Annotated in this window: 19 protein-coding genes; 15 read left to right on the top strand and 4 right to left on the bottom strand. The window is 63.5% G+C overall.

Features of this window, described 5'->3' with window-relative positions; translation table 11 throughout:
• Positions 1-18: 18 nt before the first annotated feature.
• From ilvC to NS3_RS05385, 3 genes are all read left to right on the top strand, one after another.
• Positions 19-1,032, top strand: a complete 1,014-nt coding sequence (gene ilvC / locus NS3_RS05395) for a ketol-acid reductoisomerase (protein ID WP_067854401.1) — start codon at positions 19-21, stop codon at positions 1,030-1,032.
• A gap of 107 nt (positions 1,033-1,139) precedes the next feature.
• Entirely contained in the window at positions 1,140-1,793 is a 654-nt protein-coding gene (locus tag NS3_RS05390; RefSeq protein WP_067854398.1) for a Uma2 family endonuclease, read from the top strand.
• 64 nt (positions 1,794-1,857) lie between these two features.
• The gene (locus NS3_RS05385; protein WP_067854394.1) at positions 1,858-3,237 is read left to right on the top strand and encodes a DUF2252 domain-containing protein; all 1,380 of its coding nucleotides are present in this window, start codon (positions 1,858-1,860) and stop codon (positions 3,235-3,237) included.
• 49 nt (positions 3,238-3,286) lie between these two features.
• Here NS3_RS05385 and NS3_RS05380 read toward each other — a convergent pair whose 3' ends face one another.
• A complete protein-coding gene (locus NS3_RS05380; RefSeq protein WP_157101177.1) occupies positions 3,287-3,604 on the bottom strand; it encodes a hypothetical protein in 318 nt (105 codons plus the stop codon).
• A 311-nt stretch (positions 3,605-3,915) separates the two neighbouring features.
• Between NS3_RS05380 and NS3_RS05375 the strand changes: the two genes are divergently transcribed.
• Complete coding sequence (locus NS3_RS05375) at positions 3,916-4,467, top strand: flavoprotein (RefSeq protein ID WP_067854388.1); 552 nt, start codon at positions 3,916-3,918, stop codon at positions 4,465-4,467.
• A gap of 10 nt (positions 4,468-4,477) precedes the next feature.
• Here the strand turns inward: NS3_RS05375 and NS3_RS05370 are convergent, their stop codons facing one another.
• Genes NS3_RS05370 through NS3_RS05360 form a run of 3 tightly spaced genes read right to left on the bottom strand, consistent with a single transcriptional unit; the run spans position 4,478 to position 6,145 of the window.
• Complete coding sequence (locus tag NS3_RS05370) at positions 4,478-5,317, bottom strand: helix-turn-helix domain-containing protein (RefSeq protein ID WP_067854385.1); 840 nt, start codon at positions 5,315-5,317, stop codon at positions 4,478-4,480.
• The gene (locus NS3_RS05365; RefSeq protein WP_067854382.1) at positions 5,314-5,835 is read right to left on the bottom strand and encodes a DUF6879 family protein; all 522 of its coding nucleotides are present in this window, start codon (positions 5,833-5,835) and stop codon (positions 5,314-5,316) included. The genes NS3_RS05370 and NS3_RS05365 overlap by 4 nt, the downstream gene beginning before the upstream one ends.
• Entirely contained in the window at positions 5,816-6,145 is a 330-nt protein-coding gene (locus NS3_RS05360; protein WP_067854379.1) for a hypothetical protein, read from the bottom strand. The genes NS3_RS05365 and NS3_RS05360 overlap by 20 nt, the downstream gene beginning before the upstream one ends.
• A 193-nt stretch (positions 6,146-6,338) precedes the next feature.
• Between NS3_RS05360 and NS3_RS05355 the strand changes: the two genes are divergently transcribed.
• The 11 genes from NS3_RS05355 (at position 6,339) to NS3_RS05300 (ending at position 24,122) form a co-directional block, all read left to right on the top strand.
• The gene (locus NS3_RS05355; RefSeq protein ID WP_067854376.1) at positions 6,339-6,596 is read left to right on the top strand and encodes a hypothetical protein; all 258 of its coding nucleotides are present in this window, start codon (positions 6,339-6,341) and stop codon (positions 6,594-6,596) included.
• A gap of 122 nt (positions 6,597-6,718) precedes the next feature.
• Positions 6,719-7,894 (top strand): helix-turn-helix domain-containing protein, encoded by a 1,176-nt coding sequence (locus tag NS3_RS05350; protein WP_067854373.1) that lies wholly within the window; start codon positions 6,719-6,721, stop codon positions 7,892-7,894.
• Positions 7,895-8,588: 694 nt separating this feature from the next.
• Positions 8,589-9,803, top strand: coding sequence for a DNA cytosine methyltransferase (locus tag NS3_RS05340; RefSeq protein ID WP_157101176.1), 1,215 nt, complete (start codon positions 8,589-8,591; stop codon positions 9,801-9,803).
• 1,082 nt (positions 9,804-10,885) lie between these two features.
• Positions 10,886-15,601, top strand: coding sequence for a sacsin N-terminal ATP-binding-like domain-containing protein (locus tag NS3_RS05335; protein ID WP_218018190.1), 4,716 nt, complete (start codon positions 10,886-10,888; stop codon positions 15,599-15,601).
• The gene (locus NS3_RS05330; protein ID WP_067854364.1) at positions 15,598-17,112 is read left to right on the top strand and encodes a nuclease-related domain-containing DEAD/DEAH box helicase; all 1,515 of its coding nucleotides are present in this window, start codon (positions 15,598-15,600) and stop codon (positions 17,110-17,112) included. The genes NS3_RS05335 and NS3_RS05330 overlap by 4 nt, the downstream gene beginning before the upstream one ends.
• A complete protein-coding gene (locus tag NS3_RS05325; protein ID WP_067854361.1) occupies positions 17,109-20,282 on the top strand; it encodes a helicase-related protein in 3,174 nt (1,057 codons plus the stop codon). The genes NS3_RS05330 and NS3_RS05325 overlap by 4 nt, the downstream gene beginning before the upstream one ends.
• Positions 20,263-22,089 carry an MrfA Zn-binding domain-containing protein gene (drmB, locus tag NS3_RS05320; protein WP_067854358.1) on the top strand — a complete coding sequence of 609 codons (1,827 nt, stop codon included), beginning with the start codon at positions 20,263-20,265 and terminating at the stop codon, positions 22,087-22,089. The genes NS3_RS05325 and drmB overlap by 20 nt, the downstream gene beginning before the upstream one ends.
• A 28-nt stretch (positions 22,090-22,117) precedes the next feature.
• Positions 22,118-22,750, top strand: coding sequence for a RibD family protein (locus NS3_RS05315; protein ID WP_067854355.1), 633 nt, complete (start codon positions 22,118-22,120; stop codon positions 22,748-22,750).
• Positions 22,747-23,199, top strand: a complete 453-nt coding sequence (locus NS3_RS05310; protein ID WP_245649468.1) for a deaminase — start codon at positions 22,747-22,749, stop codon at positions 23,197-23,199. Before NS3_RS05315 ends, NS3_RS05310 begins: the two co-directional genes overlap by 4 nt.
• 341 nt (positions 23,200-23,540) lie before the next feature.
• Entirely contained in the window at positions 23,541-23,747 is a 207-nt protein-coding gene (locus NS3_RS05305; RefSeq protein ID WP_011210759.1) for a cold-shock protein, read from the top strand.
• Between the two features lie 168 nt (positions 23,748-23,915).
• The gene (locus tag NS3_RS05300; RefSeq protein ID WP_067854349.1) at positions 23,916-24,122 is read left to right on the top strand and encodes a cold-shock protein; all 207 of its coding nucleotides are present in this window, start codon (positions 23,916-23,918) and stop codon (positions 24,120-24,122) included.
• Positions 24,123-25,088: the final 966 nt, after the last annotated feature.

Genomic DNA, 25,088 nt, shown 5'->3' with positions numbered 1-25,088 from the left:
AGAAGGGAAACCAACCACGTGGCAGTCGAGATGTTCTACGACGACGATGCCGACCTGTCGATCATCCAGGGCCGCAAGGTCGCGGTCATCGGCTACGGCAGCCAGGGCCACGCCCACTCGCTGAGCCTGCGTGACTCCGGCGTCGAGGTTCGCGTCGGTCTGGCGGAGGGCTCGAAGTCGCGTCCCAAGGCCGAGGAAGCCGGCCTGACCGTCGGCACCCCCGCCGAGGTCTCGGAGTGGGCCGACGTGATCATGGTGCTGGCCCCCGACACCGCGCAGGCGTCGATCTTCACCAACGACATCGAGCCCAACCTGAAGGACGGCGACGCGCTGTTCTTCGGCCACGGCCTCAACATCCACTTCGGTCTGATCAAGCCCCCGGCCGAGGTCACCATCGGCATGGTCGCCCCCAAGGGCCCCGGCCACCTGGTGCGCCGTCAGTTCGTCGACGGCAAGGGCGTGCCCGCCCTGATCGCCATCGACCAGGACCCCAAGGGTGAGGGCCAGGCGCTGGCCCTGTCCTACGCCAAGGCCATCGGCGGCACCCGCGCGGGCGTCATCAAGACCACCTTCAAGGAAGAGACCGAGACCGACCTCTTCGGTGAGCAGGCCGTGCTCTGCGGCGGCACCGAGGAACTGGTCAAGACCGGTTTCGAGGTCATGGTCGAGGCCGGCTACGCCCCCGAGATGGCCTACTTCGAGGTCCTGCACGAGCTCAAGCTGATCGTCGATCTCATGTACGAGGGCGGCATCGCCCGCATGAACTACTCGGTCTCCGACACCGCCGAGTTCGGCGGCTACCTCTCGGGCCCGCGCGTCATCGACGCCGGTACCAAGGAGCGGATGCAGGCCATCCTCAAGGACATCCAGGACGGCACCTTCGTCAAGCGCCTGGTCGCCAACGTCGAAGGCGGCAACAAGGAGCTCGAGGCCCTGCGCAAGCAGAACGCCGAGCACCCCATCGAGGTCACCGGCAAGAAGCTGCGCGACCTGATGAGCTGGGTCGATCGCCCCATCACCGAAACCGCCTGATCCCGGTTTCCCCTCGACAGGGCCGTCCGTTCGCGGGCGGCCCTTCGTCGTCTGCACGTCCGGTTCGGTCGCCGCCATTCGATCCTGTCGCCGCCTACCATGACGACATGCCCGTGCCGCACATCGAGAAGCCGGATCTCCCGGAGTTCATGACCTGGGAAGAGCTCGAGCAACTGCCCGAAGAGATCGCCGATCAGATCGAACTCTGGGATGGGCGGGTGGTGTGGGTACGACGTGGTCCGAGCGAGCACCAGCGGTTCACCGTTCGGATGCGCAATGCCTTCGAACGGTGCGCGCGTGCAAGCATGCAGCGCCGGCCCGATACCTGCTGGCAGGTGGATGTCGAGACCAACGTGTTCCTGGGCGCCACAGGCAAATCGAACTTCCTGACGCCGGACTTCCTGGTATATCGCTGCCTGGATTCCCCGTTCCAGGATGTCCGCGCCGCCGACACCCTGATGGTCGGCGAAGTGTTGTCACCGTCCAACACTCAGACCGACATGGAAGCGAAGAAGGGCCGCTACGCGGGCGCCGGGATTCCCTGGTACTGGGAGGTCACGATCGCGCGGACCGACAGTGCCATCGCTGTCGTCCGCGCCTACGCACTGGAGACCGGGCACGGCCGTCTCCCCGAGGGGGTGAGACCGCTGCGCCCGGCCAACTATCTGCTGGCGGGAGAATGGACCCCCGCCGATGAGGACGGCGTGCACATCGGGTTCCCGTTCCCGATCGACATCCCCTGGCAGGAACTCGCCTACTGAACTCGGCGGCGGCGCGTGCGTCGAATTGCCGCATCTCGGCGACCCCAGGACCGAGACTGGGAGAATGACCCCCACGGCTGCCACCACCCCCGCAGACCCCGGCGCATCGGCCGAGTCGTCGAAGGAGACCGGCCGTGCCGCCCGCCGACGCGTCGCACGTTCCGAACTCGGAGCTTGGAAACCACCGGCCGACCGCCGCGAACCGATCGACATTCTCCAGCAGCAGGCGAAGACCCGAGTGCCCGAGCTGGTTCCGATCCGCTACGCCCGGATGGCCGCGGGCGTCTTCCCGTTCCTGCGCGGCGCGCCGGCCGTCATGGCCGTCGACCTCGCCGCCACCCCGAACACCGGTCTCACCGTCCAGCTGTGCGGCGACGCCCACCCGTCGAACTTCGGCCTCTACGCCTCTCCCGAACGCGCCCTCGTCTTCGACCTCAACGACTTCGACGAAACCCTGCCCGGCCCCTTCGAGTGGGACGTGAAACGCCTCGTCGCGGGCCTGGCCGTCGCCGCCCGAGCCAACGGCTTCGTCGATGACCACGCCACCCGCGCCGCCGTCGACGCGGCCGCCGCCTACCGCACAGCCATGCGCGAGTACGCGACAACCGACGCGCTGACCATCTGGTACGAGCGCACCGACTTCGAAGAAGCCACGGCACTGATCCGTGAACCCGAGACCCGCAGCCGCGTCGAACACACCCTCGCCGCGGCCCGCGGCCGAACCAGCCTGCAGGCGCTGCGCAAACTCACCGAACCCGGCCCCGACGGCATGCCGCACATCCGCGCCGACCCACCGCTGGTCATCACCGCCGACCGTCTCGACATCGGCATCGTGAACGAGGTCTTCGCCGCCTACCGCGACACCCTGCCCGAGGAACGCCGCGTCCTGCTCGACCGCTACCGCGTCGTCGACGTCGCGGGCAAGGTCGTGGGCGTCGGCAGCGTGGGCACCCGCTGCTTCATCGTCCTGCTCACCGAGCGCGACACAGGAGCGCCGCTGTTCCTCCAGGTGAAGGAAGCCGAGCAGTCCGTCCTGGCCGCCCACCTCGCGCCGAGCCGCTACGAGCAGCAGGGCGCCCGAGTCGTCCACGGCCAGCGCCTGACCCAGGCCGCCGCCGACATCTTCCTCGGCTGGTGCACCGGCCCCGCGGGCAGGCACTTCTATTGGCGGCAACTGCGGGACATGAAAGGCTCCGCCGACCTCGCCACCATGAGACCCGCCCTGCTCCGTCGCTACGGCGAACTGTGCGGCCGCACCCTCGCCCGCGCGCACGCCCGTTCCGGCGACCGTGTCGCCATAGCCACCTATCTGGGCAAGAGCGACACCTTCGACCGCGCGATGGGCGCTTTCGCCCTCTCCTACGCCGACCGGACCGCCGCCGACCACCAACGCCTCATCGAGGCCATCGACTGGGGCGAAGTGCAGGCGGCCGAAATCGCATGACCGACGACCGGAGACGGCCCGGCGCGGAGCCGGACCGTCTCGCCACCGACTAGCTGCTGCCGAAGAAGATCCCGTGCGGCTTGTGATGGTGGAAGAACTGCAGGTGCGGGTCGTTCCAGTGCTTGCAGTCGTCCCGGCGGCCCGGCGAATGGGCCCAGTCGTCCCAGTGCCCCGGCGCGTCACAGCCGAACCAGTCACGGTCGTGCCGATCGTGGTGGCCGTGCCTCACCTCGGTCACCCCGGGAACCGCCGGCTGTGCCGACGCGGGAACCGCCAACGCGGTCAACGGAATCGCGGCGAGCGCGCCTGCCATGGCCACTCGGGCCACTCGGCGCCGAGCCTGCTCGGAACGGGTCGTCGAATTCACCTTCTCTGTCCTTTCGATCCTCGGCGGACGTCACGCCCGCCTGTCCCCCGAAGGGATTCGCCCGCCGTCACCGGCGAGCGGCCGCGCGCCCACGCCACGAGCCGCGACCCCCGGCACCCCGCATCGTGCGCGCACGAACAACACTCTGCTGCATACGGCCCGAAAGGTCACTGTCTGTCCCGGATTCGGTGGAAATGTCAGCACCCGGCAGGGGGCCGGCTCAGGGAAAACCCTGACTCACGCGGGAAAGACGAATACTCCGGCCCATTTTCACCCCATGGTCCCCAGCCCGAAACTGAGACGATGGCAGCATGAACGATCCGAAAGCGCCCGTGCTCTACATCATTGTCACCGGTTCACCAGCGGCGCGCGATGTCGGAAAGCTGGTGGAACTCGCCCGGTCGGACGGCTGGGAGGTATGCGTCGTGTCCTCTCCGGACGGACTGAAATTCATCGATGCGCAGGCACTCGAGGCGGCGACCGGCCATGTGGTGCGCAGCCGCTACAAAGATCCCGGGACTCCCGATGTGCTCCCGCCCGCCGACGCCATGATCGCGGCCCCGATCACCTGCAACTCCCTGGCCAAATGGGCCGCGGGCATCTCGGACACTCTGCCGCTCGGACTGCTGGTGGAGGGAGTCGGCAAGGGCCTCCCCGTGGTCGCCGTGCCGTTCTCCAACAAGGCGCAGATGAGCTTTCCCGCAGTGCAGGAAGCCATCTTCAAGTTGTCGGATTGGGGCGTGAGCGTGCTCGTCGGGGACCAGTTCCACCAACAGCACGAGCCGGGCACGGGGGAGCGGCGTGTGGAAGTCTTCCCGTGGGACGAGGCGTGGCAGGCATTGCTGGACCATCGGCTCAGATAGGCGATCGGCGTCAGCTCCGGGAACGGTCTCGCACTATCCGGCCGATCAGTTCGCGCGCGCGTTTGCCGGTCACCGCTTGGCGCGCGAGGAGATCGAACGCCCGCCCGTAGACGGCGATCTCCCGTGGTTGGGTGATGGTCAACTCGGCGGCAGTGCCCTCCACCATCACCAATCGGTTGTCGAACATCACGAAATTGGTGGAGACGACGAGAGCCTCGGCGGTGGCGGGCACGATCCCGATCGTCACCCGAGGCATCCCGATGAGCGAGGAGAGCCGGTCGAGCTGTCCTTCCATCACCTCGTCGTCACCGACCGTGGTCCGCAGGGCCTGCTCGGCGATCACGAAATGGAACAGATGGTCGCGCTGATACAGGACACGCTGGCGCTCCATGCGCTTGGCAACGGCCTCCTCGACATCGTCGGGCACCTGATGGAACTCGATGCCCCGCTTCAACTTGGCGGCGGCGTATTCCGCGGTCTGCAACAGGCCGGGCACGATCTGCGGCTGATAGTCCCGGATGACAGCGGCCGTCGCCTCGAGCCGTAGCGACTTCTGCTGCCTGCGGCGCACCCCGGTCCCGAGGATCTTGCGCCATTCGAGATAGGCGACATCGATATCGTGCAGCGTCGCCAGCAGATCGGGCAGTTGATCCGCGGCGTCGCAGTGCCCGCAGTAGGCGCGAATGTCTCCGTCCGACGGCTTGATCCGCGCGAACTCGATCTTGGAGACCTTCGACTCGTGCCACCCGGCCAGCTGTGCGAGTTTCCGGTTGGTCAGCCCCGCGGTGACCCGCAGTTCCCGGAGCCTCGCTCCGAGTACCGCCCTGGCGTCGTGCACGTTGTCTGTCACGGCGAGCGGTACTCCTCGAACGGGATGGCCACGTCCCACAGGCGGGCACGAACGTCGCGGCAGTGGTCTGCGATCCGGGGATCGGTGGTCACCGCCAGCCCCGCCGGCTTGCCGGACTCGTCGGTGAGGTTGAAGACCACCCGCCGCTCGTCGATCAACCACCAGTCATCCGGCGGCACCTCGACGGCGAGGTGCCTGGGAAGATAGCGAATGTCCTCGCCGGCAGCGGCATTGGTCTCGGTGACCGACAGCAACCAGCGGTGATAGTCCGAGTGCGGCACGCTCACCACCCGAACTCTGCTGATGGCCACGCCCCGGCCGATCGTCTCCCGGACCAGTTCGTTCCATCGAGCCTTGCGCTCGTCCGGCAGCGCCGGTTCGCCGGCGAGGAACCGCCCGAGGCGCGCGGATTCGGTGGGAACGGCGTAGGAATCGCGCACCTCCAGATGGAACGCGTCGGATTCGCAGTCACGCAGCAGCGCTACCCAATCCGGCGGATCATGCGGAAGGTAGAGCACCGAAATACGTCCTCCTGAACTTCGGCACCTCGATCACCGTCTCGTTGGCCGCGAGATCGAGTTGTGCCAGAGTGTCGGATTCGGTCACCGGCCGGCCGCTCAACATGAACGTCCCGCGTCCGGAATCGGTGAGCGCCGCCCCGATGAACGTGTCCGGCTCGGCGAACCCGGTGAGCAGATGCGGAATCTCGATCGTCGCGACCCGGCCCGTCTCCCACCCCTGAACCAGATACGTTCCCTTGTCGGTGGCGTACAGCGTGGGACACCCGCCCAGGTCCGAGCCACCTTTTCCGAGGAACCGCAAGCGCATGACTTCCCCTGTCCTGTGTGAGCACAAGTGTTCTCGTGGCTGCACATCATGCCTGGTCGCGGCATCGAATACACGCAGTTGAGGGCGAGTCGTGCAAACTCGTGCTCACTTCTGGTCCGGACAGTTGATCTCTTCGTACCGTGATCTTCAGCGCCCGCGTCGGGGCGGGTGCCGACCAGGCAAGGAGTGAACAGTGCTGCGGTACTACGTCAAGGTCCACTGCTGCGGGCCGGAATGGCTGGTACATGTTCCGGCGGTGGACCGGTGGACACTGACAGGGGACAAGCGGTCCATCGAGGCGACAGCGCAGGAGTTGATCGCCGACGTGACGGGCAAAGAGGTCGAGTCGTTCACCGTCGACCTCGTCGCAGGTAGGGCGATCGGCTCCGCCGCAGAGTTTGCCCCGTCGATCACCGGGACGCTGCAGCGCTGGCGTCAATCCGGTATGTGAGCCCTACCGTGCCTACGTAGGTGGTATGTGACGGCTGACCTCATCCGACTCGGAATCGCGGAACCCGAGCGCGCGTGGGAAATCGGGGTGCGCACATGGGCCTACGGTCGTAGCCTCGAAATATGGGCGTGGACCTGGGAGAGCGGTTGCGATCGGTTCGTAAGCGTCGTGGCCTCACACAGCGCCAACTCGCATCGGCCGCAGGGGTTTCCATTTCGCTGGTCCGCAAACTCGAACAGGGCGAGCGTCCGACCGTGCGCCTGGAAACCATGCGCAAGTTCGCTGTCGCTCTCCGAGTACGGACCTCGACCTTGCAGGCCGGCCAGGTAGACGCCGAACACGCCGACCCCGAAACCTCCGATCTCTGGGAGCCCGTGCGGCGGGCACTGGCGGCACCAGCAGCCCCCGATGTGTCGGAGGAGCGGCCGACGAACGAGGGAGTCGATGCCGCCTATCGCGCGTTGATGCCGATGGTCGACGCACACCGCCATCACGACATCGCAGCAGTACTACCAGGCCTGCTGGCCGACGCGGAAACACTCACCGACCACGACGGCCGCGCGATCCGCGCGCGGTTGCTCGGCCTCACCGGCTGGATGTTGGTGCAGAACAGGCAGTTCGAGATCGCGGCCATGACCATCGACCAGGCCGTCGACGCAGCGCCGGAGCGCGGAATCGCGGTAGGCGCGGTGAATGTCGGCGTCTGGTCCTATCTGCGGCAGGGCAATCTCGACGCTGCCCGGGAACTCGCCGTGAAATGGGCCGACGACATCGAACCCCGCTTCTCCACCGCGACCCCTAGCCAACTCGCGCTGTGGGGGCGGCTGTGGCTGTACGTGGCGAATGTCGGGGTTCGCGACAACTCGCCTGGAGCCACTGATGACGCGCTGTCGCTGGCCCGCGCCGCCGCAGTGCGCATCGGCCGGGAAGTTCTCTACGACCCGAATCCGAACCGCTTGTTCGGCCCCGTGACGGTAGCCCAGATCACCGCCGAGTGTGCCGTCATTGCCGAGCGGCCGAGCCATGCGCTGGCCATTGCCGACAACTTGCCTGCCGCCGTCCTGTCCCCGCAGGCCGCGGGACGGCTGCGCCACCGCCTCGACATTGCCAACGCACATACCCAACTGCGCCAGTACGGCGAGGCGATCGGCATACTCCGCGAGGTGCACGTGGCCGCTCCCGAATGGCTGGCCCAGCAGCGCTACGCCCGTGACATCCTCGGCCATGTCGTCACCGAACGCCGCACCCTCACCGAGGACATGCGAGAGCTGGCAGATTTCGTTCGGCTCGAATACTGACCGGAAAGGCCGCTTACTTTGCGGTAGTGACACTTCCGCGCCGCTGCTGTCTCTAGTGCCATAGCCCCCTGCTGATCGCGATGTGAAGCTCGCACCGGCCCCGCCGCCGGGTCGACGGCCTTCCGGCTGTTCAGAAAGTGCCGGATCGTTCCCCGGCGGCGGGAGCTTGCCAGAGACAGGGGATGGAGGGGTAGAGGGATGCTCGCGTTCGGATGGATCGACCTGACTTCACCGACAGTCGAGTGGGACTCGGCTCAGGTGCGACGCTTGGCCAAACGTCTGGGATACGAGTTGTGCTGGGCTGATGCGCACTCGGTACTCGGACTCGTAGAGCAGGTCGAATCGTCCGGCGCGGAGGTGGTGTTGCTTCCGTCGACCGGGCATGTGGACGCGGTGACGCTGGATCGGGTGTTGTGGGTGGCTGATGTGGAGTGCGCCGCGCCGCGTGCGTCGTTTGGCCGGTGGGCGGCAATCGGCGGGGTGCAGAGGTGACCACGGCGGAGGCGGGGCTTGTGTTCGTCATCGTGCTGCCGACGGCGGTGGTCGTCGCGATGATCTTCTGGCCGTCGGACTATGACCGATGAGCGGAGTGGATCAAGAACTGCCACGGCCGCAGGCCGGAACGTCTCGTGCTCGAGCCCGCGGGTTAGGTGGACGGTTACGCCTGCCCACGCTGCCGGCTACGATCATGCAAATGTCCTCGAATTCCGTCGCCGACGGCTTGTCCTACGATGCTGTGCCACCGGAGCGGGTACAGATGATCGATCTGTTCGCTGGTCCGGGTGGGTTGGATGTCGCGGCGCGCTGGCTGGGGGTCCCTTCTGTCGGGATCGAAGTGGACGAGGATGCCTGCCGTACCCGGGTGGCAGCCAAGGTGGGGACGCGGCATGCGGATGTTCGTGACGTCTCGATGCTGGCGCAGTTCCCCAACGCGGATGTACTGACCGGCGGGCCGCCGTGCCAGACCTACTCGGTCGCCGGGGCCGGGAGTGGTCGTAGGGCGCTGGATCAGGTGTTGGGTTTCGTGCACCGAATGGATTCGGGCGTCGATGTGATGGAGCAGCTCGAGGTTCTCGATGATCCGCGAACCGGCCTGGTTCTGCAGCCTTTGCGGTGGGCGTTCGAGGCGATGAAGACTGATCGACCGTTCCGGACGATCCTGCTCGAGCAGGTCCCGACGGTGCTCCCGGTCTGGGAGGCGATGGCGGCGGTGCTGGAGCGCCGTGGCTATTCCGTGGATGTGGATGTGCTGCGGACCGAGCAGTTCGGTGTTCCGCAGACTCGACGCCGCGCGATCCTGATCGCCCGCTTGGACGGTCAGGTGCTGTTCCCCTCCGAGACTCACCGGCCTTACGTCAAGCGCATTCCCCGTGATCAAGGCGATCCGGCACTGCTGCCATGGGAAACGATGGCGCGCGCGCTGCCTGAGCGGCCCGACTCGTTCGTGGTGGTGTCGAACTATGGGACCGGCGGGAACCCGAAACTGCGTGGCAGGCGGGAATCCTACGAGCCGTCGTCAACGATCACCGGCAAGGTCAGTAGGAATCGACTGGTTGCCGGCGGCGACGACCTAGAGCGTTTCACTGCAGCGGAGGCCGGGCGACTGCAGACCTTTCCGCTCGACTACCCGTGGCGAGGGCAGGACCAGTACCAGCAGGTCGGCAATGCGATTCCGCCTCGGCTCGGTGCCTATATCCTGGCGGCTGCGGTGTTCGGGCGTCGGCCTCGCCGGGCCGACTTGGACCTCGCCGTCGATAGCAGCTGGTGGGACACCCGTGACGAAACGGCGCTGGTTCGGTTGGAGGAGCTGAACGGTCGCCAAGGTGCGCTCGCGGGGATGAATTGGGCGTTGCCGCTGTGGGATGCCGATCTGGACAAGGACGGCGTGTCACGTCTGACAGCGCCGTAGCCCAGGCAAGTCGTACTATCCAGATCCGGAACGGGAGCCCTTCGGTCGGTAGCTAGAAGATTGCTCAAGTGGGTATTTTGGCATGAGCTACATGTCGGATGACCTTTCGGCACGTGATCGGTAGTAACTGGATGAGTTCTAGCTTCCGGCGACTGTCGAGAACGGATCGACTGCAGATGATGACCACGAGGATGTCGCGGGTCGTGAGACTGGGCGTATGGATACCTCCCCGAGGGCCGGCGGGCCTCGACGGCGCGGGCGTTCACGCCCGTGGACAAGCTGGGCATACTTGGCCGCTTACGAGCGGGCCTGCGACGTCGGCGAATGTGGGCGTCGGCGGATGTGGACCGTTCAGAGGATGGCGCAGGTGCGGCAAGCTTCACTACTCTTCCTTTCGTGCTGGCTGCGGTCTGTTGGTCTGTGCTCGACGGATGCGAGACGTGGGGATGTAACTGCTACGACCCGTTAGGCGACTGACAGGTAAGCGGACAGGTCGTCGCCGCGCAGGTGGTTGTGCAGTTTGTTGATGGGAAGTCGAGGGAGCTGTACTTGCTAGCGGATCCGAGGAACGGTCGGGGCGATGTGATCAAGACCGTGCGGAGTCAACCGGCGCGAGTGCTCGCTATCTGCCGTGCGGACCCTGATTGGATCCAAAAACGCGCCAACAGTAAGCGGCGAATTGCACAAGGAGGTTACGGTTCTCGCCAGTTGTACGATTTGGTGCAGGGCAGTGCCGATGAGATGTGGGATCAAGATTCCGGTACTCGTATCCGCGTCGTCGCCGAAATTCATCTGTACTGCGGTAATCAAGGCGCTCCAGTCCCTTATCAGATTCTGCCGGACACCATCTCCCACGGTGAGCCCAGTATGGATTCCACATTGGCGAGTTACCGGTCAGCTGCCGCAAGGCAAGAGCTGGATGGCTTTTCGGACTTAAAGGAATCGAAGCCGATTTGGAAGGACGAACGGGTCGACTTGGTTACCCGGCTGCGTTGCGCTGTGACAACGGACCGGAACTGGCAGAGTTGGCCGGGTTCAAAGTGCAGTGCAGAGTCAGCGTTCGGGGAGGTAGAGGAATGACAGTGAGCGACTGGATGCCGGATCGCACTCTCGCTGCAGAGCTCGAAGGGCTCTTCGCGCGGGCTATTGACTCGTACAGGGCGAATCCCAACCTGGTCACGGAGCATGCGAACCATGAGGAGTCGATCAGGGTTGGTGGGTACGCAAACCGTACGCTACTCGAGCTTGTACAGAACGCGGCCGACGCCATGGCCGGGACGCATGGCGCCAGCAGTACTGACGGTCGCGTCGAGATCGTCCTCGATATGTCTAGCAGCACGCTCTATTGTGCGAATGCGGGGCGCCCGTTCTCCGGCAGTGGTTTGACGGCGCTCGCCCACGCCCACCTCAGCGGCAAGCGGGGCGATGAGATCGGCCGTTTCGGACTTGGGTTCAAGTCCGTCCTAGCGGTGACTGACAAGCCGCAGGTTTTCAGTCGTTCCATCTCCTTCGAGTTCAACTCAAGCGAGGCGAATCAAGCGCTGCACAGGGTTGGGTCGACCGCGAAGAGGTTCCCCGTCCTCCGCACTGCGACACGGATTTCAGATGTCGATAGCGAGTTCGCGAAGGACCCGATTCTCGCCGAACTCTCACAGTGGGCTGCGACGATCGTCAAGCTGCCAAAGGTGCGCAAGCTCGCGAATCTCCAGAAAGAGATCGAAGGGTTCCGGTCAGAGTTTCTCCTATTCGTCGAAGCCGTCCGCGAGGTGCACCTGCGCGTCGTCGGCATGGATGACGAGTTCACAACTAGTCACATTTCGCGCGCACTCGGCAATGGGAAGTTCCAGATCGAACGACCTGACGGTAAGAACAGCGTCTGGTACGTCGAGAGCGCGATGCACTCACCCAGCATTGAAGCGCGTCGCGAGGTAGGTGAAGCGGTCTCGCGTGAGAAGGTCAAGGTCACGGTCGCCATGCCTGAGCGCTACGCCGACCTCCAGACCGGCGAGTTCTGGTCCTACTTTCCTCTTCAGGACAAGACCACGGCGTCAGCGTTGTTCAACGCGCCCTGGAGTCTGAACGACGATCGCACAACGCTGCTGCATAACAATTACAACCGGGAGATCGTCCGCACGCTCTCCAAGATGTTCGTTGATCTCTTACCTCGCGTCGTCCAGTCAGACGACCCGGCAGCGCATTTGGACTACATGCCTGCCCGTGGACGCGAGATCCTCTCGTATGGTGATGATCTACTCGCTACTCACGTGCCCGGGTTGGCGGCCCTATCTCCGCTAATCCCGGATGGGACGGGACAATTGTGCCTTCCTGCTGAACTTATACCGTTGAGCTTCTTCGTGCCGGAGGTTACGAGTCGGGATCACGAGGCGTGGATCAAGGCGCCGAACACCGGTGATGACGTTCCCCACTGGCGTTGCTACTCAACACTTCGTCGTCTCGCACGGCTCCGCCAAATGTATGCCTACAGCGTTAACCCCGAGCTGCTTGAATCGCAGAGTCGCGATGAAAACAAGGCCCTCCAGAATGTGCATATGCGAGGGGTTCTCTCGTGGCTCCGAGAATGGGCCACGGGAGACACGTCATCGGCTGCTGCCGCGCTCTCCTTCGTTCTCCTTCACCCCAAGATCGAAGGAATTCAAAAGGCTAAAGTCATTCCGACGACTGACGGGCTCAGGGCGCTGGCAGACAGGTCGCAGGTCTTCCTCAAACGAGTGGACGATATCGCGTTCGAGGGGTCGAGTTTCGTCACTCCGGAGTTCCTCGCGATCGGCGGGGTCGAGAAGAACCTCAGGGAAAGGGGGTTCCGTGACCTCGATCCGGTAGCGATCCTGCACGCCCGGTTTGACAAGCTATCCCCGACCTCTGGTGCCGAGGACCAGGAGAAGTTCTGGGACGCGGCGCTAGATGTCCGTCCGGAGGAAGCGGCTCGGATCGTCCAGAAGAAGAACGAGGGGTACCTCAAGGTGCCAACTGTGGACGGAGACTGGGCTTCTCCGCGAAGCGTTCTCGACATCGATGGCCTCGGTACTGGTCTGGGCAATCGCCGGCTTGACCGTGAACGTTGTGTTACTCAGGTTGCATGGGCCGCTGGTGTCATCCATAAGCCGATCAACGATTACCCGCTAGAGGACGAGGTCTGCGTCGACCAGTACTATGACTTCGTAGTCGCTGATTTGAACGGCCGGCTCGGCGCTGGAGAACGTCCTGTCGAAAACATCGAGTTCGACCAGTACCTCGGCGCGGGGCCGTTCTCGGCGCTGCTGCTGATGGCAGAATCGGGTGCTCCGGAGCCCATCCGGGCCGACTGGACGCGCAGGCTTCTCGAAATCGATGAGAAACCTTTCTGGACCTGCGAAGACACCGACACCCAGCAGCCGCGACAGGTCCTCTCCCCGACGCAGTGGGCGGTGACCACGGCAGGACTTGTTCCCTCGTCCCGCGGTTTTCGACCTCCGTCACAGGTGGTTTCGGCATCGCTGCTGGAGTTCCAGGACTTTCTTCCTCTCTATCAGGGGCATCGGTCTCTTGAAGACAAACTTGACCTTCCGCGGCACTTTTCAGACGTGCCTGCCGTTGTTCTTCGCGACGCGCTCGGCCAAGACATCTTCAAGCCGGGCGTAAAGGATGGAGTCCTAGCGGCGTTCGTCCTGCAGGCGAGTCGAATTGCGTACCCCGATGGCCAGCCGCAACAAATCCCTGCGAGGGTCGGGCGTGCGGTTGAGGGTCGCAGGCCCGGACTGGTGTACCTGGCTACCAGCAATGAGCAGCAGTTGCTGCTGAGCCAGAAGCAGAAGCCCTACCTTCGTGTGGAGGAGACGGAAGTCGATGACTTCGTTGCTCACGTCGGATGCAAGCGATTCGAAGACAGCTTCGCCTTTTCAACGATCATCGAGGGCAAGCAGGAACCGGACCCCGTCGTAGATCTATACCCTGGGCTTCAGGAGTCGTGGCTTTTCGCCCCTGAAAAGCTCACCCACGCGATGGTTGCCCGCGCTGTCTACATCGCTAAGCGCGTGACCACTGACGATGGTGTTGAGGATCAGACGTTGCCCTGGTATCTCGACGGTTTGACCCTCGTTGTGCCCAATGACCTCAGCGAGCGTCAGGTCCTCGAAACAGTCAACGAGGCGTTCGGACTGCGCCTGTCCAACGCAGACCTCGACAACGTCGAGCAGGTGGCTCTGAACCAGCAGTTGGAGGAGTGGCGCCAGCAGGCCCGCGCGGCGAAGGACGACGCTGAGCGTCTCGAAGTCTTCTTCGGTGACGACACCCTGAAGGAAAACCTGCCCCGTGGCCTGTGGCAGGCTCTCGAGGCGCAGGCTCTCGTCGATGACTCGTCATCGGTCGCCGAACTCTTCCTCACCGTGTACGGCAGCGACTCGGTCAAGCAACTGGCTGACCAGTTCCGCCTTGAGGGCTACACCGACGTCCCGACTGGGTGGTCGGGTGGCGGAAAGACGATCGACTGGCTACGCAAGATGGGGTTCGGCAGCAAGTACGCAGGCCGCCGGGCAGTGCCACAGCCCAATGAGTTCATCGTGCCGGGTGCTGTGAACCTGAATGGCCTGCACACGTACCAGAAGAAGATCAGTGAGAAGCTTCGCACTGCTCTCACCCAGCCCTCCGAGAGGGGGCCCGCGCAGAAGTGCATGGTCGAACTCCCGACCGGTGCCGGGAAAACCCGCGTTGCCTCGGAGACCGTGCTGAAGCTGTTCAAGGACGAGGTCATGAACGGCACCGTCCTCTGGATCGCCCAGTCCGTCGAACTATGCGAGCAGGCCGTCCAGACGTTCAACACGGTCTGGCGGTACCTCGCTGACGAGCGGCCGCTGTCAATCGGACGTCTCTGGGAAGGCAACACCGTCCACGAGCCCGATACCGAAGTCAGCGTCGTCGTTGCCACGGACGCCAAGCTCGAGGCAATCCTGGACCAGCCTGAGTATCAATGGCTCAGTCATGCACAAGCCGTGTTCGTCGATGAAGCGCACAGGGCGGGAAACTCCACGCGCTATACCCAGATTTTCCGCTGGCTCGGTGTAGACGGTCACAACTGGGAGCGGCCTCTCGTCGGGCTTTCGGCCACGCCGTTCAAGGGACGCGCCGAGGACAGTCGGCAGACCAAAGAGCTGGCCGCCAGGTTCGGAAACAACAAGCTCGCTGCCTTCGAATCGGATGCGTATCGCCAGCTGCAGAAACTGGACGTTCTCGCCAAGGTCAAGCATGAGGTGCTGCCTGGTGTAGACGTCGTGCTGAGCGAAGAAGAGCTTCGCGGGATTCAGGACACCCGCAAGGTCGACCGACCCCTGCTGGACCGTCTCGGCCGGGACCAAGCTCGAATGAAGGTCTTGGTCAATCACATCTTGTCCCAGGACGCCGATTGGTCGATCTTGGTCTTCACGCCGAGTGTCCTTTCCGCCCAAGTGCTTGCTGCAACGCTGCGGTACCGAGATGTCGATGCCGCGGCCATTAGTGGGCAGACGGGGCGCCAGGAACGTCGTGACGTAATCAAGAGGTTCAAGGACGGAGAGATCCGCGTGCTTACCAACTGTGATCTGCTGGTTCAAGGATTTGATGCTCCGGGCGTTCGTGCTCTCTACATTGCACGCCCGACCTTCAGTCCCAGTTCCTACATCCAGATGGCTGGGCGTGGCCTCCGCGGCCCTGCGAACGGAGGCAAGGAAGAGTGCCTCATCGTTGACGTTGCAGACAATTTCGGGGCAGTGAACGACTTTCTCGGCTACCGCGAGTACGAGGACCTGTGGAAGGAACAGAACGCGTGATCCTGGTTCCCAGTCTTCGGGATATCGAGGCGTCGAGCACCAGTCCTGCAGAGACCCGCCTCGCGCGGCTCTTACAACAGGTCGAGGGACCGACGGGCGCAGTGGCTTTCCACTCCGTCAAGCTCCGCAGCCACTCTGTGAAACAGCAGGCAGAAGCCGACTTTGTTGTGCTGTGGAATGGCGTCGTCATCGTGCTGGAGGTCAAGGGCGGTGGAGTTCGCAAGCACGAGGGCGCCTGGTACAGCGTCGACCGCCGAGGTGACTGGCACAAGCTGCGGGAGTCACCCATGCAGCAGGCGCAGACCGCGATATTCGCCCTTCGAGATATCCTCGATGAGGAGAAGGCTGGCTGGTTCGCGCACGAAGCTGTTGTTGTCACTCCGGATATCGAGGCGCCTCCCTCGTCCGTGGAGTGGAAGAGCAGCCACTGGTGGGCGAAGGAGACGATGAGCGTCACCGGCCTTGCTGAGGCCCTCAACTCTGTGGCCAAGGGAGCTGGTAAGGCCCCTCCGCGACGGAAGATTGCGAGTGCGGATGCTCTGCGCGCTCGTCTCTTTGGAGAATTCACTCGACTCCCCGCAGTCGACGCTCAGCGCGGTGCCGTCATCGAGGAACAGAATCGGGCGACTGATGGGCAGGCACAGGTGCTTGCAGCGCTCGCGATGAACCCGCGATTGCTGGTTTTCGGCGGTGCTGGCACCGGAAAGTCCCTCGTTCTCGCGGAGGCTGCGAAGCAGGAAGTCAGCGAAGGGAAAACGGTCCTCATTACGTATCGATCGCCCGCTCTGACAAGGTTCTTCGGGCCTCTCGTCGAAGATTGGGGCATAGATCTCTTGCCATTCGCCGACCTCCCGGAAGGTAAACAATACGACGTCCTCTTCGTCGATGAGGCACAGGACCTCATGAATGCGGACGGCATGGATTCTTTGAACAAGGTGATTTGTCGCGGACGAGCCGACGGGCGTTGGCGAATGTTTCTCGATCCGAATAACCAGGCCCACGTCGACGGCAAGTTCGACCGCGAGGTTTGCGATCTGATCAAGACCGAGGCAGTCCAACTACAACTGCAGAAGAACGTACGCAACACCCGCGCGATCGTGCACGTCGTGCAGGAATACCTGGGAGCTGATGTGGGAGACCCGGGCATTGTCAACGGGGAGAAAGTGTACTGGCATCACGCTGACGGCGCGGCCGATATAGTGGCAGCGGAGCGCGTTGCCTGCGAGTTGGTCAGCGATGGTGTGCGTCGAGAAGATGTCTGGATCATCGACGCCTCCTCTGATACAGCTCCCCGGTTGGGAGACGCGAAGTTTGTCGTTACCAGTCCTCGCTACGCCAAGGGGCTTGAAGCCGAACACGTCGTGGTGTGTGGCCTTCCGAGACACCTCGACGACCGCGGCATCGCCGCCTTCTACGTGGCAGTCACCCGTGCCCGCGTGACCCTGCACATCGTTGTAGCTGCAGACGACAAGAAACGACTCCAAGACCTCCTTCGGAAGGCTGGAAAGTGAAGGTTACTGGAGCGCAGAAGCAAGCCCTCCGCCACCTCAGAGCCTCCTACGTAGGGCCGGAGGGCGACCCTTGGGAGATCGTCCATAATCCTCCTCACAGGCAGTACGCAGTCGGAATGCTTTTTCCCCAGGAGGGTGGCTGGGCGAGCCGAGATGAGGGGAGAGGGAGAGAAGTCGAGGACGTTGAGGCCGATGTCGTCGACGGAGATGTTGAAGAGTCCGGAGCAGCCGTTCCCCTCGCAGAGGAGTGGCGTCCATCGTCCGGAGCGATCTCTTTCGTCACCGATGCCGAGACGGTAAATGTGGACTTCGCTTGCGGGACATATGCCAAAGTCGAAGATGACGGTCCCCCTCGGTGGCAGCGGACCCCGCACGCGTTCACGGATCTCGCCCTCTCGAAGGGAAGGGGTCCTCACCAGATCAGCGCCGGCGAGGTGCCCGTGGAGATCGGAGCCCGGTGGCGAGATTTCAAGGGCGCTCAGCTCGTCACGGTGCATGTCCGTGTGCTGTCGCGAACAACAGGTGACGAGAGGCTCGACGTGCCCCTCATGCTCTTCCAAATGGACCTGACTGTTCGGCCGACAAATGGAAACATTCTGGAGTACGACACGACACGAGCGTTCGATGCGGACCCTGAGGCTGCAGAACTTCGAGTCCGCTACCGGAACTGCAAGGTCTTCGCCGTCGGGCACGGTATGGCAGCCGACTGGGAACTCGGTGAAGAGGGCTGCACGCGAGTATTCCTCGACCCAGTACCTGCTTTCGTTGTCCCTGCGGTTGAGACGACAGGATTCGATGAGGAGACCGCCGAAGCGAAGGCTTTGGAACTGAGGTACCTCGCCACTATCGGTGAGAACCCTGACGCTGTGCTCGCTTCTCTGGAAGCCTTCGTCGAAGCTTTCGCGCGGTGGACAAGAGAGCAGAGCGCGCGAGTGGATGGATTCGGGGAAGATGCTCCGGTCGCACGCCGCATCGTCGAGCGATCTGAGCGCGCCGCAGAGCGAATGATGGAGGGGGTCAAGCTTCTACGGGATCCCCGGCAGGATCAGCTGCGCACTGCCTTCGCACTCGGTATGGCAGCAATGAGGCTTCAGATGCGGCAGGGGGATAAGGCCAAGGGAAAGACCCCGGGTGAGCCTCAGTGGCGTCCGTTCCAGCTTGGCTTCCTGCTTATCGCGCTTGCCTCTACCGTCGAACCTGAGCACGACGACAGGAATCTCGTTGACCTCATTTGGTTTCCAACCGGTGGCGGCAAGACCGAGGCGTATCTCGGTCTTGCCGCGATTGAGATCTTTCGTAGACGGCTTGCCTACGGTATGGCAGGAGGCGGTACCGCCGTCCTGACCAGGTACACCCTCAGGCTGCTGACGTCACAGCAGTTCCAACGTGCTGCTGCCCTCATCTGTGCCATGGAACTCATGCGCGGAGTGCACCCGTCCGTAGCGGGAATGCCGCCATTCTCGATCGGACTGTGGGTGGGCAACGAGGTCACCCCCGGAACCCGTACAGATGCGCTCGCTTCCCTCGATCGACTGTTGAAGGCGGCGCGCCCAGAAGAGGCCAACGAGTTTCAAATCGAGAGCTGCCCTTGGTGTCAGACCGGTCTGATGCCAGACAGTAAGAGCAACAAGGATCTGGACTACGGCGTGCGCAGGGAAGGAAGCGCCACGGTTCTGTACTGCGTGAACCCGGAGTGTGAGTTTCATGGCCGACTTCCCCTCGAGGTTGTCGATGAGGCTATCTACGAAGAGCCGCCGACGATCCTTCTCGCGACCGTTGACAAGTTTGCGCGTCTCCAGTTCAAGCCCGAGGCCGGACGGCTCCTGGGCCTCGGGACGACCTTCAAGCAGCCATCGCTGATCATTCAGGATGAGCTCCACCTGTTGTCGGGACCGCTCGGTACGACAGTGGCTGTCTTCGATGCGGTGATCCAGGTGTTGCTGAGCCGTTCAGGTACGACGCCGAAGATCGTTGCGTCAACGGCCACCATCAGAGCCTCCGACGACCAGGTCAAGGGACTGTACGGGCGAGAGGTCGCCCTGTACCCGCCATCTGGACTCGACGATGACCGGACATTCTTCTCTCGCCCGGTTGAGAATGGACAAGGGCGCCTCTACATCGGTCTGATGCCGCAGTCGGTATCGCAGCCTTCAGCGGTGATCTCCGCCGTCACTCCGCTTTTCGAGATGCCTCACGCTCTCGCACTCGAAGGCATTGCCGCTCCGCCGAGGGATGCCTACTGGACCGTTGTCCTTTATCACAACAGCCTTCGGGAGTTGGGGCGGACCAGCACCCTTGTCGTCGACGACGTCAATGGTCGTCTCGAGCCGAGGGCTGAGCGTCTCGGAATCCCTTTCCGCAAGGTAAGGGCGGGGAGAGTTCTCGAACTCACGAGCCGGCGTGGTGCGGAGCAACTGCCCAAGGACCTTCGGGCATTGCGAATTCGCGCGGACCAGTCCGACGAGGCTGTGGACGTCGTGCTCTCCTCGAATATGCTCTCTGTCGGAATCGACATTCCGAGGCTCGCAGTGATGCTGATGGTCGGGCAACCCAAGACTACGGCGGAGTACATCCAGGCAACCAGCCGTGTTGGTCGAGGCGATATCCGTGGTGTGGTCGTCACCCTCTTCCGTTCCAGCAGAGCGAGGGACCGCTCTCACTTCGAGACCTTCCGCGGGTACCACGAAGCGCTCTACCGAAGCGTGGAACCGACCAGTGTGACCCCCTGGTCGTTGGCCTCGCGTGACCGTTCGCTCGCTGGAGCCCTGGTCGCATTGCTGCGGCAGTCGATCTCTCCGTTGGCTGCTAATGACGCGGCCGTCCGGCTGGACCTCCAGGACAACCGATTCACCCAGGCGGTGGAGCGACTGGTGGAAAAGTTCCTCTCCTACGTTGACAGCTCCGAGTCGCTCGAACTCCAGGAGACTGAGGATATGGTCTGGAGATTGCTGCGCGACTGGGACCGACGGGCATCTCGCGCACGGGAAGAGAAGCATGGGCTCGAGTACGAGCACCGTCCCAAATCTGACGCGGGCGCGCTGCTCAAGAGGTTCGGGGAACCAGGCGAAGGGTGGCTGGTGGGCGATTCCATGAGGTCTGTCGAACCGAACGTGGCCGTCGCGGTACAGGAGCCGCAGGAGGAGGTTCTCCGTGGAAAAGATCAGGCATGATCTCAGGCTCTCGGAGACGATCACGCCGTTCGGCGTGGGAGCAATCGCTGATGTCCGTGGGGAGTCACTCATGGCTCCTGACACGTCGTGGTGGGACACCAAGTTGGCGCAGGAAGTTGTCTGCGAACGACTCATGGCAAGACTCGGTGCGGGCGTCCTTAGGCAGCCTCCTACACATGCTGGACGTACTGGAAAGGACACGGCATCGCTCTTGTATTGGCGGTTCCCGGCGTGGCGCTTCTGCGAACGATGTGGCAAGCTCTCGAAGCTCACCGGGCGCAAGAAGGGGAAGTGGGACAACCATTGCGAGTGCGGTGGCCTGCTGGTCCCCATGAGGTTCGTCGCCGTCTGCGAGAAAGGGAGTCACATCCAGGACATCCCCTGGTTTCAGTGGGCACACCGTGGGCGCGAAGCAGGGATGAATGAAGCGGTGCGGGTTTGCCGCGCGTACAAGGAGCTGCGGTTCCGCAAGGTGGCTTCACGCGGTGAAGGACTCGGATCTCTCATCGTCACCTGCCACGGCTGTGGGAACTTTCGTTCCTTCGCGGAGCTTGTCGGGAAAGGATCCCTCGGCCGGGACGGCATCCGATGCAGTGGGAGACAGCCATGGGAGCTTGAAAACACGGGTGGTGGGAAGTTGTGCCCGCACCCTCTCGTAGCGGTGCAGCGAGGCGCTACCGGCAACTACATTGCGGAGCGGATCTCGGCACTCGACATCCCGGAGGAGCGGCCGCAGTCAGCCGCGGTTGCCGATAAGATCCGAGGGCACGTCTACTTCGACAAAATCGTCGCTGACAATGGCGGACCCCAGGCCGAGATGGTCGCAGGGTGGATCGCGGAGGAGTTCGGAGTTACCCCCGAAGCGGTTCTGGCTGTGGCCGCAGGTGAGGAGGCCACAGCTGACGAGATGCTGCTCGACCTCAAGGATGGTGAGTGGGCGGCGTTCCTCAAGAAGCTTTCTGCCCAGCGCGATACGAGTGGTGGAGATTTCGTGGTCGATGGCCGTTCGCTTCGCGAGGCCGCAGGCCCCGAGAACCTGCTCGGCGTCATCAGCGGTGTGGGACAGGTTCGCCGGGTTCGAGAGGTTCGAGCACTACGAGGGTTCCGCCGCTACGACGCCGACGCTGCACTCATCCGGGCAGACATCGGACCGAACGAGCGCCGACACCCGACCTACCCGGCGGTCGAGATGTTCGGAGAGGGGATCTTCCTTCGGTTCGATGAGCAAAGGCTTGCAGAATGGGAGTCCTTGACAGCAGTCCAGGTCCGAGCAGGCATCCTCAAGCAGCGTCGGGCAGACCTCGAATGGGCGAAAAACCGCCTGGATGTGCCTGAACCGCGTTACGTCGCGCTGCACACGATCTCCCACCTGCTAATCCGCCGGCTCGCCTTCGAAAGTGGATATGCATCTGCGGCACTCCAAGAGCGCATCTATGCGAACCCGGACCGTACGGACAAGACCGCAGGCATCTTGATCTACACGGCCGCAGGTGACGCGCAGGGGACGCTGGGTGGTCTTGTCCGACTCGGCGAGCCCGAGAAGTTGCTTCCGTTGCTCGTGTCAGCGCTCGAGGATGCCGATTTCTGTTCGAACGACCCGGTTTGCATCGAGAGCGACAGCCAGGGTGCGTCGCAGTTGAACCTCTCAGCTTGTCACGGGTGTTCGCTTGTCAGCGAGACTTCATGCGAGACGGCTAACCGCCTCCTCGACCGGCAACTCGTTCTGGGCGGCAGTGAGGTCCGGGGGCTCCTGGACGGAGTGCTCGACGAGATCAGACACGTCACCCCGAGGTTTACAGTTGGCTGATACATCACGGGGGCTGCTGCACAGATAGGTGACATCGATTCCGGAACGGCTGCTGGTGTCCAATGCTGCCGATTTCGATCGGGTCGACCAGCTGCGCGCCGAGTCGGACGCGATTCTGATCGGCGCGGGCACGATCCGCAGCGACAATCCCCGGCTGATCGTGAAAAGTGAATCCCGCCAAACGGAACGGGTTGCTGCCGGGCGTGCCCGGCAGCCGTTGAAGGTGGTGGTCTCGGAATCCGGCGATCTGGACCCGGACGTGAAGTTCTGGCACCACGGCACCGATGAGCATCGACCGGTCGTCTACACCACCACCATGGGTGGGGCGTGGGCGAGGTCTCGGCTGGGGGAACTCGCCGATGTCGTCGGGCTGGGCCATCCGCTGGATTTCGGCAGGATGCTGGATGATCTCGGGGCGCGCGGGGTCCGTCGTCTGATGGTCGAGGGCGGAAGCCGGATACATACCACGTTCCTGATGGAGGACCTGGCCGACGAGCTGTTTCTGGCGATCGGACCGGTTCTGGTCGGCGACATCTACGCGCCACGGTTCCTGCTGCCGGAAAAGTTCCCCGGTGGCAGTACGCGTCGCAGGACGCTGGTCGATCTGACTCGCGTCGGCGACGTCGCCGTCTTGCACTATCACCTCGGGGAGAACGAGTGAGTGGGACCGATCAGCAATGGATGCGCCGCGCTATCGAGTTGGCCCGGTTGTGTCCGACCGCGCCGGGAGCGTTCTCTGTGGGGGCGGTAATCGTCGCCGACGGGGTGGAAATCGCGACCGGCTACTCGCGCGAGTCCGACCCGAAGGTGCATGCCGAGGAGGCGGCGCTGGACAAGCTCGCTGCCGACGATCCGCGGCTGGCCCGCGCCACGATCTACAGCACCCTGGAACCATGCTCGGAACGAGCCACCAAGACTCGTCTGCCGTGCACCGACCGCATTCTGCGCGCGGGCATTTCGCGCGTGGTGATCGCATGGCGTGAGCCCGCGACGTTCGTGGCGGACTGTGTCGGCGTCGAGAAACTGCTGCAGTCCGGTGTCGATGTCACAGAATTGCCGGACCTCGCGCAGGACGCGATGGAGATGAACCGACACCTCGACCTCTCCTAGCGAAGTGCACCCCTCGACGCGCCTGTAAGGCGCCGACATTCTGAAGGCATATGCCTGCAATTGCGATATCTCGATGCGAGTGGATTCAGCCCTGGGTGAACGATGCAGAACTCCGGCTGACCGATACGCCGGCCCGAGGTGCTTACGATGTGAAAGAAGCCTGTGGCCAGGGCTGATACCTCGGAAAAGAGGGGAGGGTCGGGCGTCACACAATCGGAGAGGCGTCGGCTGCCTCACATCAGGTCCACGTAGAGGTGGATGAATCTCCTCTGTCGTGGCACTCTGGTTTGACGAGACCGGTGCACTGCACGTTACCCGGCTCGTCTACAGGAAAGTATGAAATGGCTCAAGGCATTGTGAAGTGGTTCAACAGCGAGAAGGGCTTCGGCTTCATCGCTCAGGACGGCGGCGGTCCCGACGTCTTCGTGCACTACTCGGCGGTCAGCGGTTCCGGTTTCCGGTCGCTGGACGAGGGTCAGCGCGTGGAGTTCGAGATCGGCCAGGGGCAGAAGGGCCCGCAGGCCCAGGATGTCCGCGTCGTCGCCTGACACGTCGACTTTGCAGAAGCCCCGCACCGATGGTGCGGGGCTTCTCGCGTTTACGGGGGAGTGGTGGGGGCTGGGGCGGCCGGTTCGCTACGGGCCGGAATCGGCGGGGGACCGCCGGCGCAGTAACATTCGTCGTTCCGCACGTTCGACAGAAGGCTCGAGACGTAGATGGTGCACGGCACTGTGTTGTGGTTCGACAGCGAGAAGGGCTTCGGCTTCATCGCCCAGGACGGAGGCGGACCCGACGTGTTCGTCGACTACCTGGACCTGGCCGGGACCGGCTTCCGGTCGCTCGAAGAAGGTCAGCGGGTGTGCTTCGACCTACGGCACAGCAAGTCCGGCCCGGAGGCGATGGGGGTCAGGGTCGTCGGCTGACCGGCGCTGCCTGTCGGTCGGGAGGCCGCGCGCCATGGGCTCGCGGCGGTCGGGGGAATCGCTCCCGGCGTATCTCGGCGGCAGGTGAAGGCCTATTTCGGTGTGATCTCGGCGGTAGATCGCCGAGAATTTCCGCGCAATTCTCGTGGGACGTCGGGACTTGCGATGCTCGAAACTGTCAAGGCCTCGGTTTTCGGGGCTTCGCTGTGGCCGCAGTTGCTCGGTCGCAGCGAATTCGGAAGATATTCGCAGGTCAGAGTGGGTTGGCGCGCCCGGGGGATGATTGTGCATGTGTTCGAATTCACCTCGCGCGTCGAGAAGTAGCCTGGCTCACATTTCTCGGAATTTCCGTAACCGTGTGTGGGGGTGTCTCGATGTGCCATATGTCAGCCAGTTCGAATACTGGGACAGTTCGACGAAAAGGAATTCGCATGATCCCCGTTATCATCGACACCGGTAGCGCCGCTCTGAACGGACTCTTCGACACCCTGGGTGCCGCGCTGAACGGTCTCGTGAACACCCTGTGGACGGGTTCGTTCGGCGCCTGATCGCGGAAGCGAACGCACAAGCTCCGAGACCCCGCGCCGAGAACGGCGCGGGGTCTCGTCGTTTCCGCTGCGGCTGCGTTACCCGATCGTTGTCGAAACGCTGATCTGCCTGCGTGGATGTGTCCGGAACGTTGCTAGCCTGTGCGGTCGGAAGTAGCTCTACACACCCGGCCCGGGGTCGGCCGAACTCGGCCGGGTCCTGGGTGCGATTCGGCTTCACCCGACCGCAGCGAGGAAGAGGAGTTTCACCATGATTCCGATCATCATCGAAACCGGCAGTGCTGTCATCGACGGGGCCCTCGACATCGTCGTGATCATCCTGGAGGGCCTCGGCGCGCTGCTCGGATCGTCGGACGGCGCCTGACGAACGCGCCGTGTCCCCAGGCTGTGCACGATAGGCCCCGCACCGGGTGGTGCG

The sequence above is a fragment of the Nocardia shimofusensis NBRC 100134 genome, from assembly GCF_001613125.1.
Lineage (GTDB): Bacteria > Actinomycetota > Actinomycetes > Mycobacteriales > Mycobacteriaceae > Nocardia > Nocardia shimofusensis.
The sequence above is the reverse complement of the archived record's forward strand: the minus strand, read 5'-3'. Positions and strand labels throughout refer to the sequence as shown.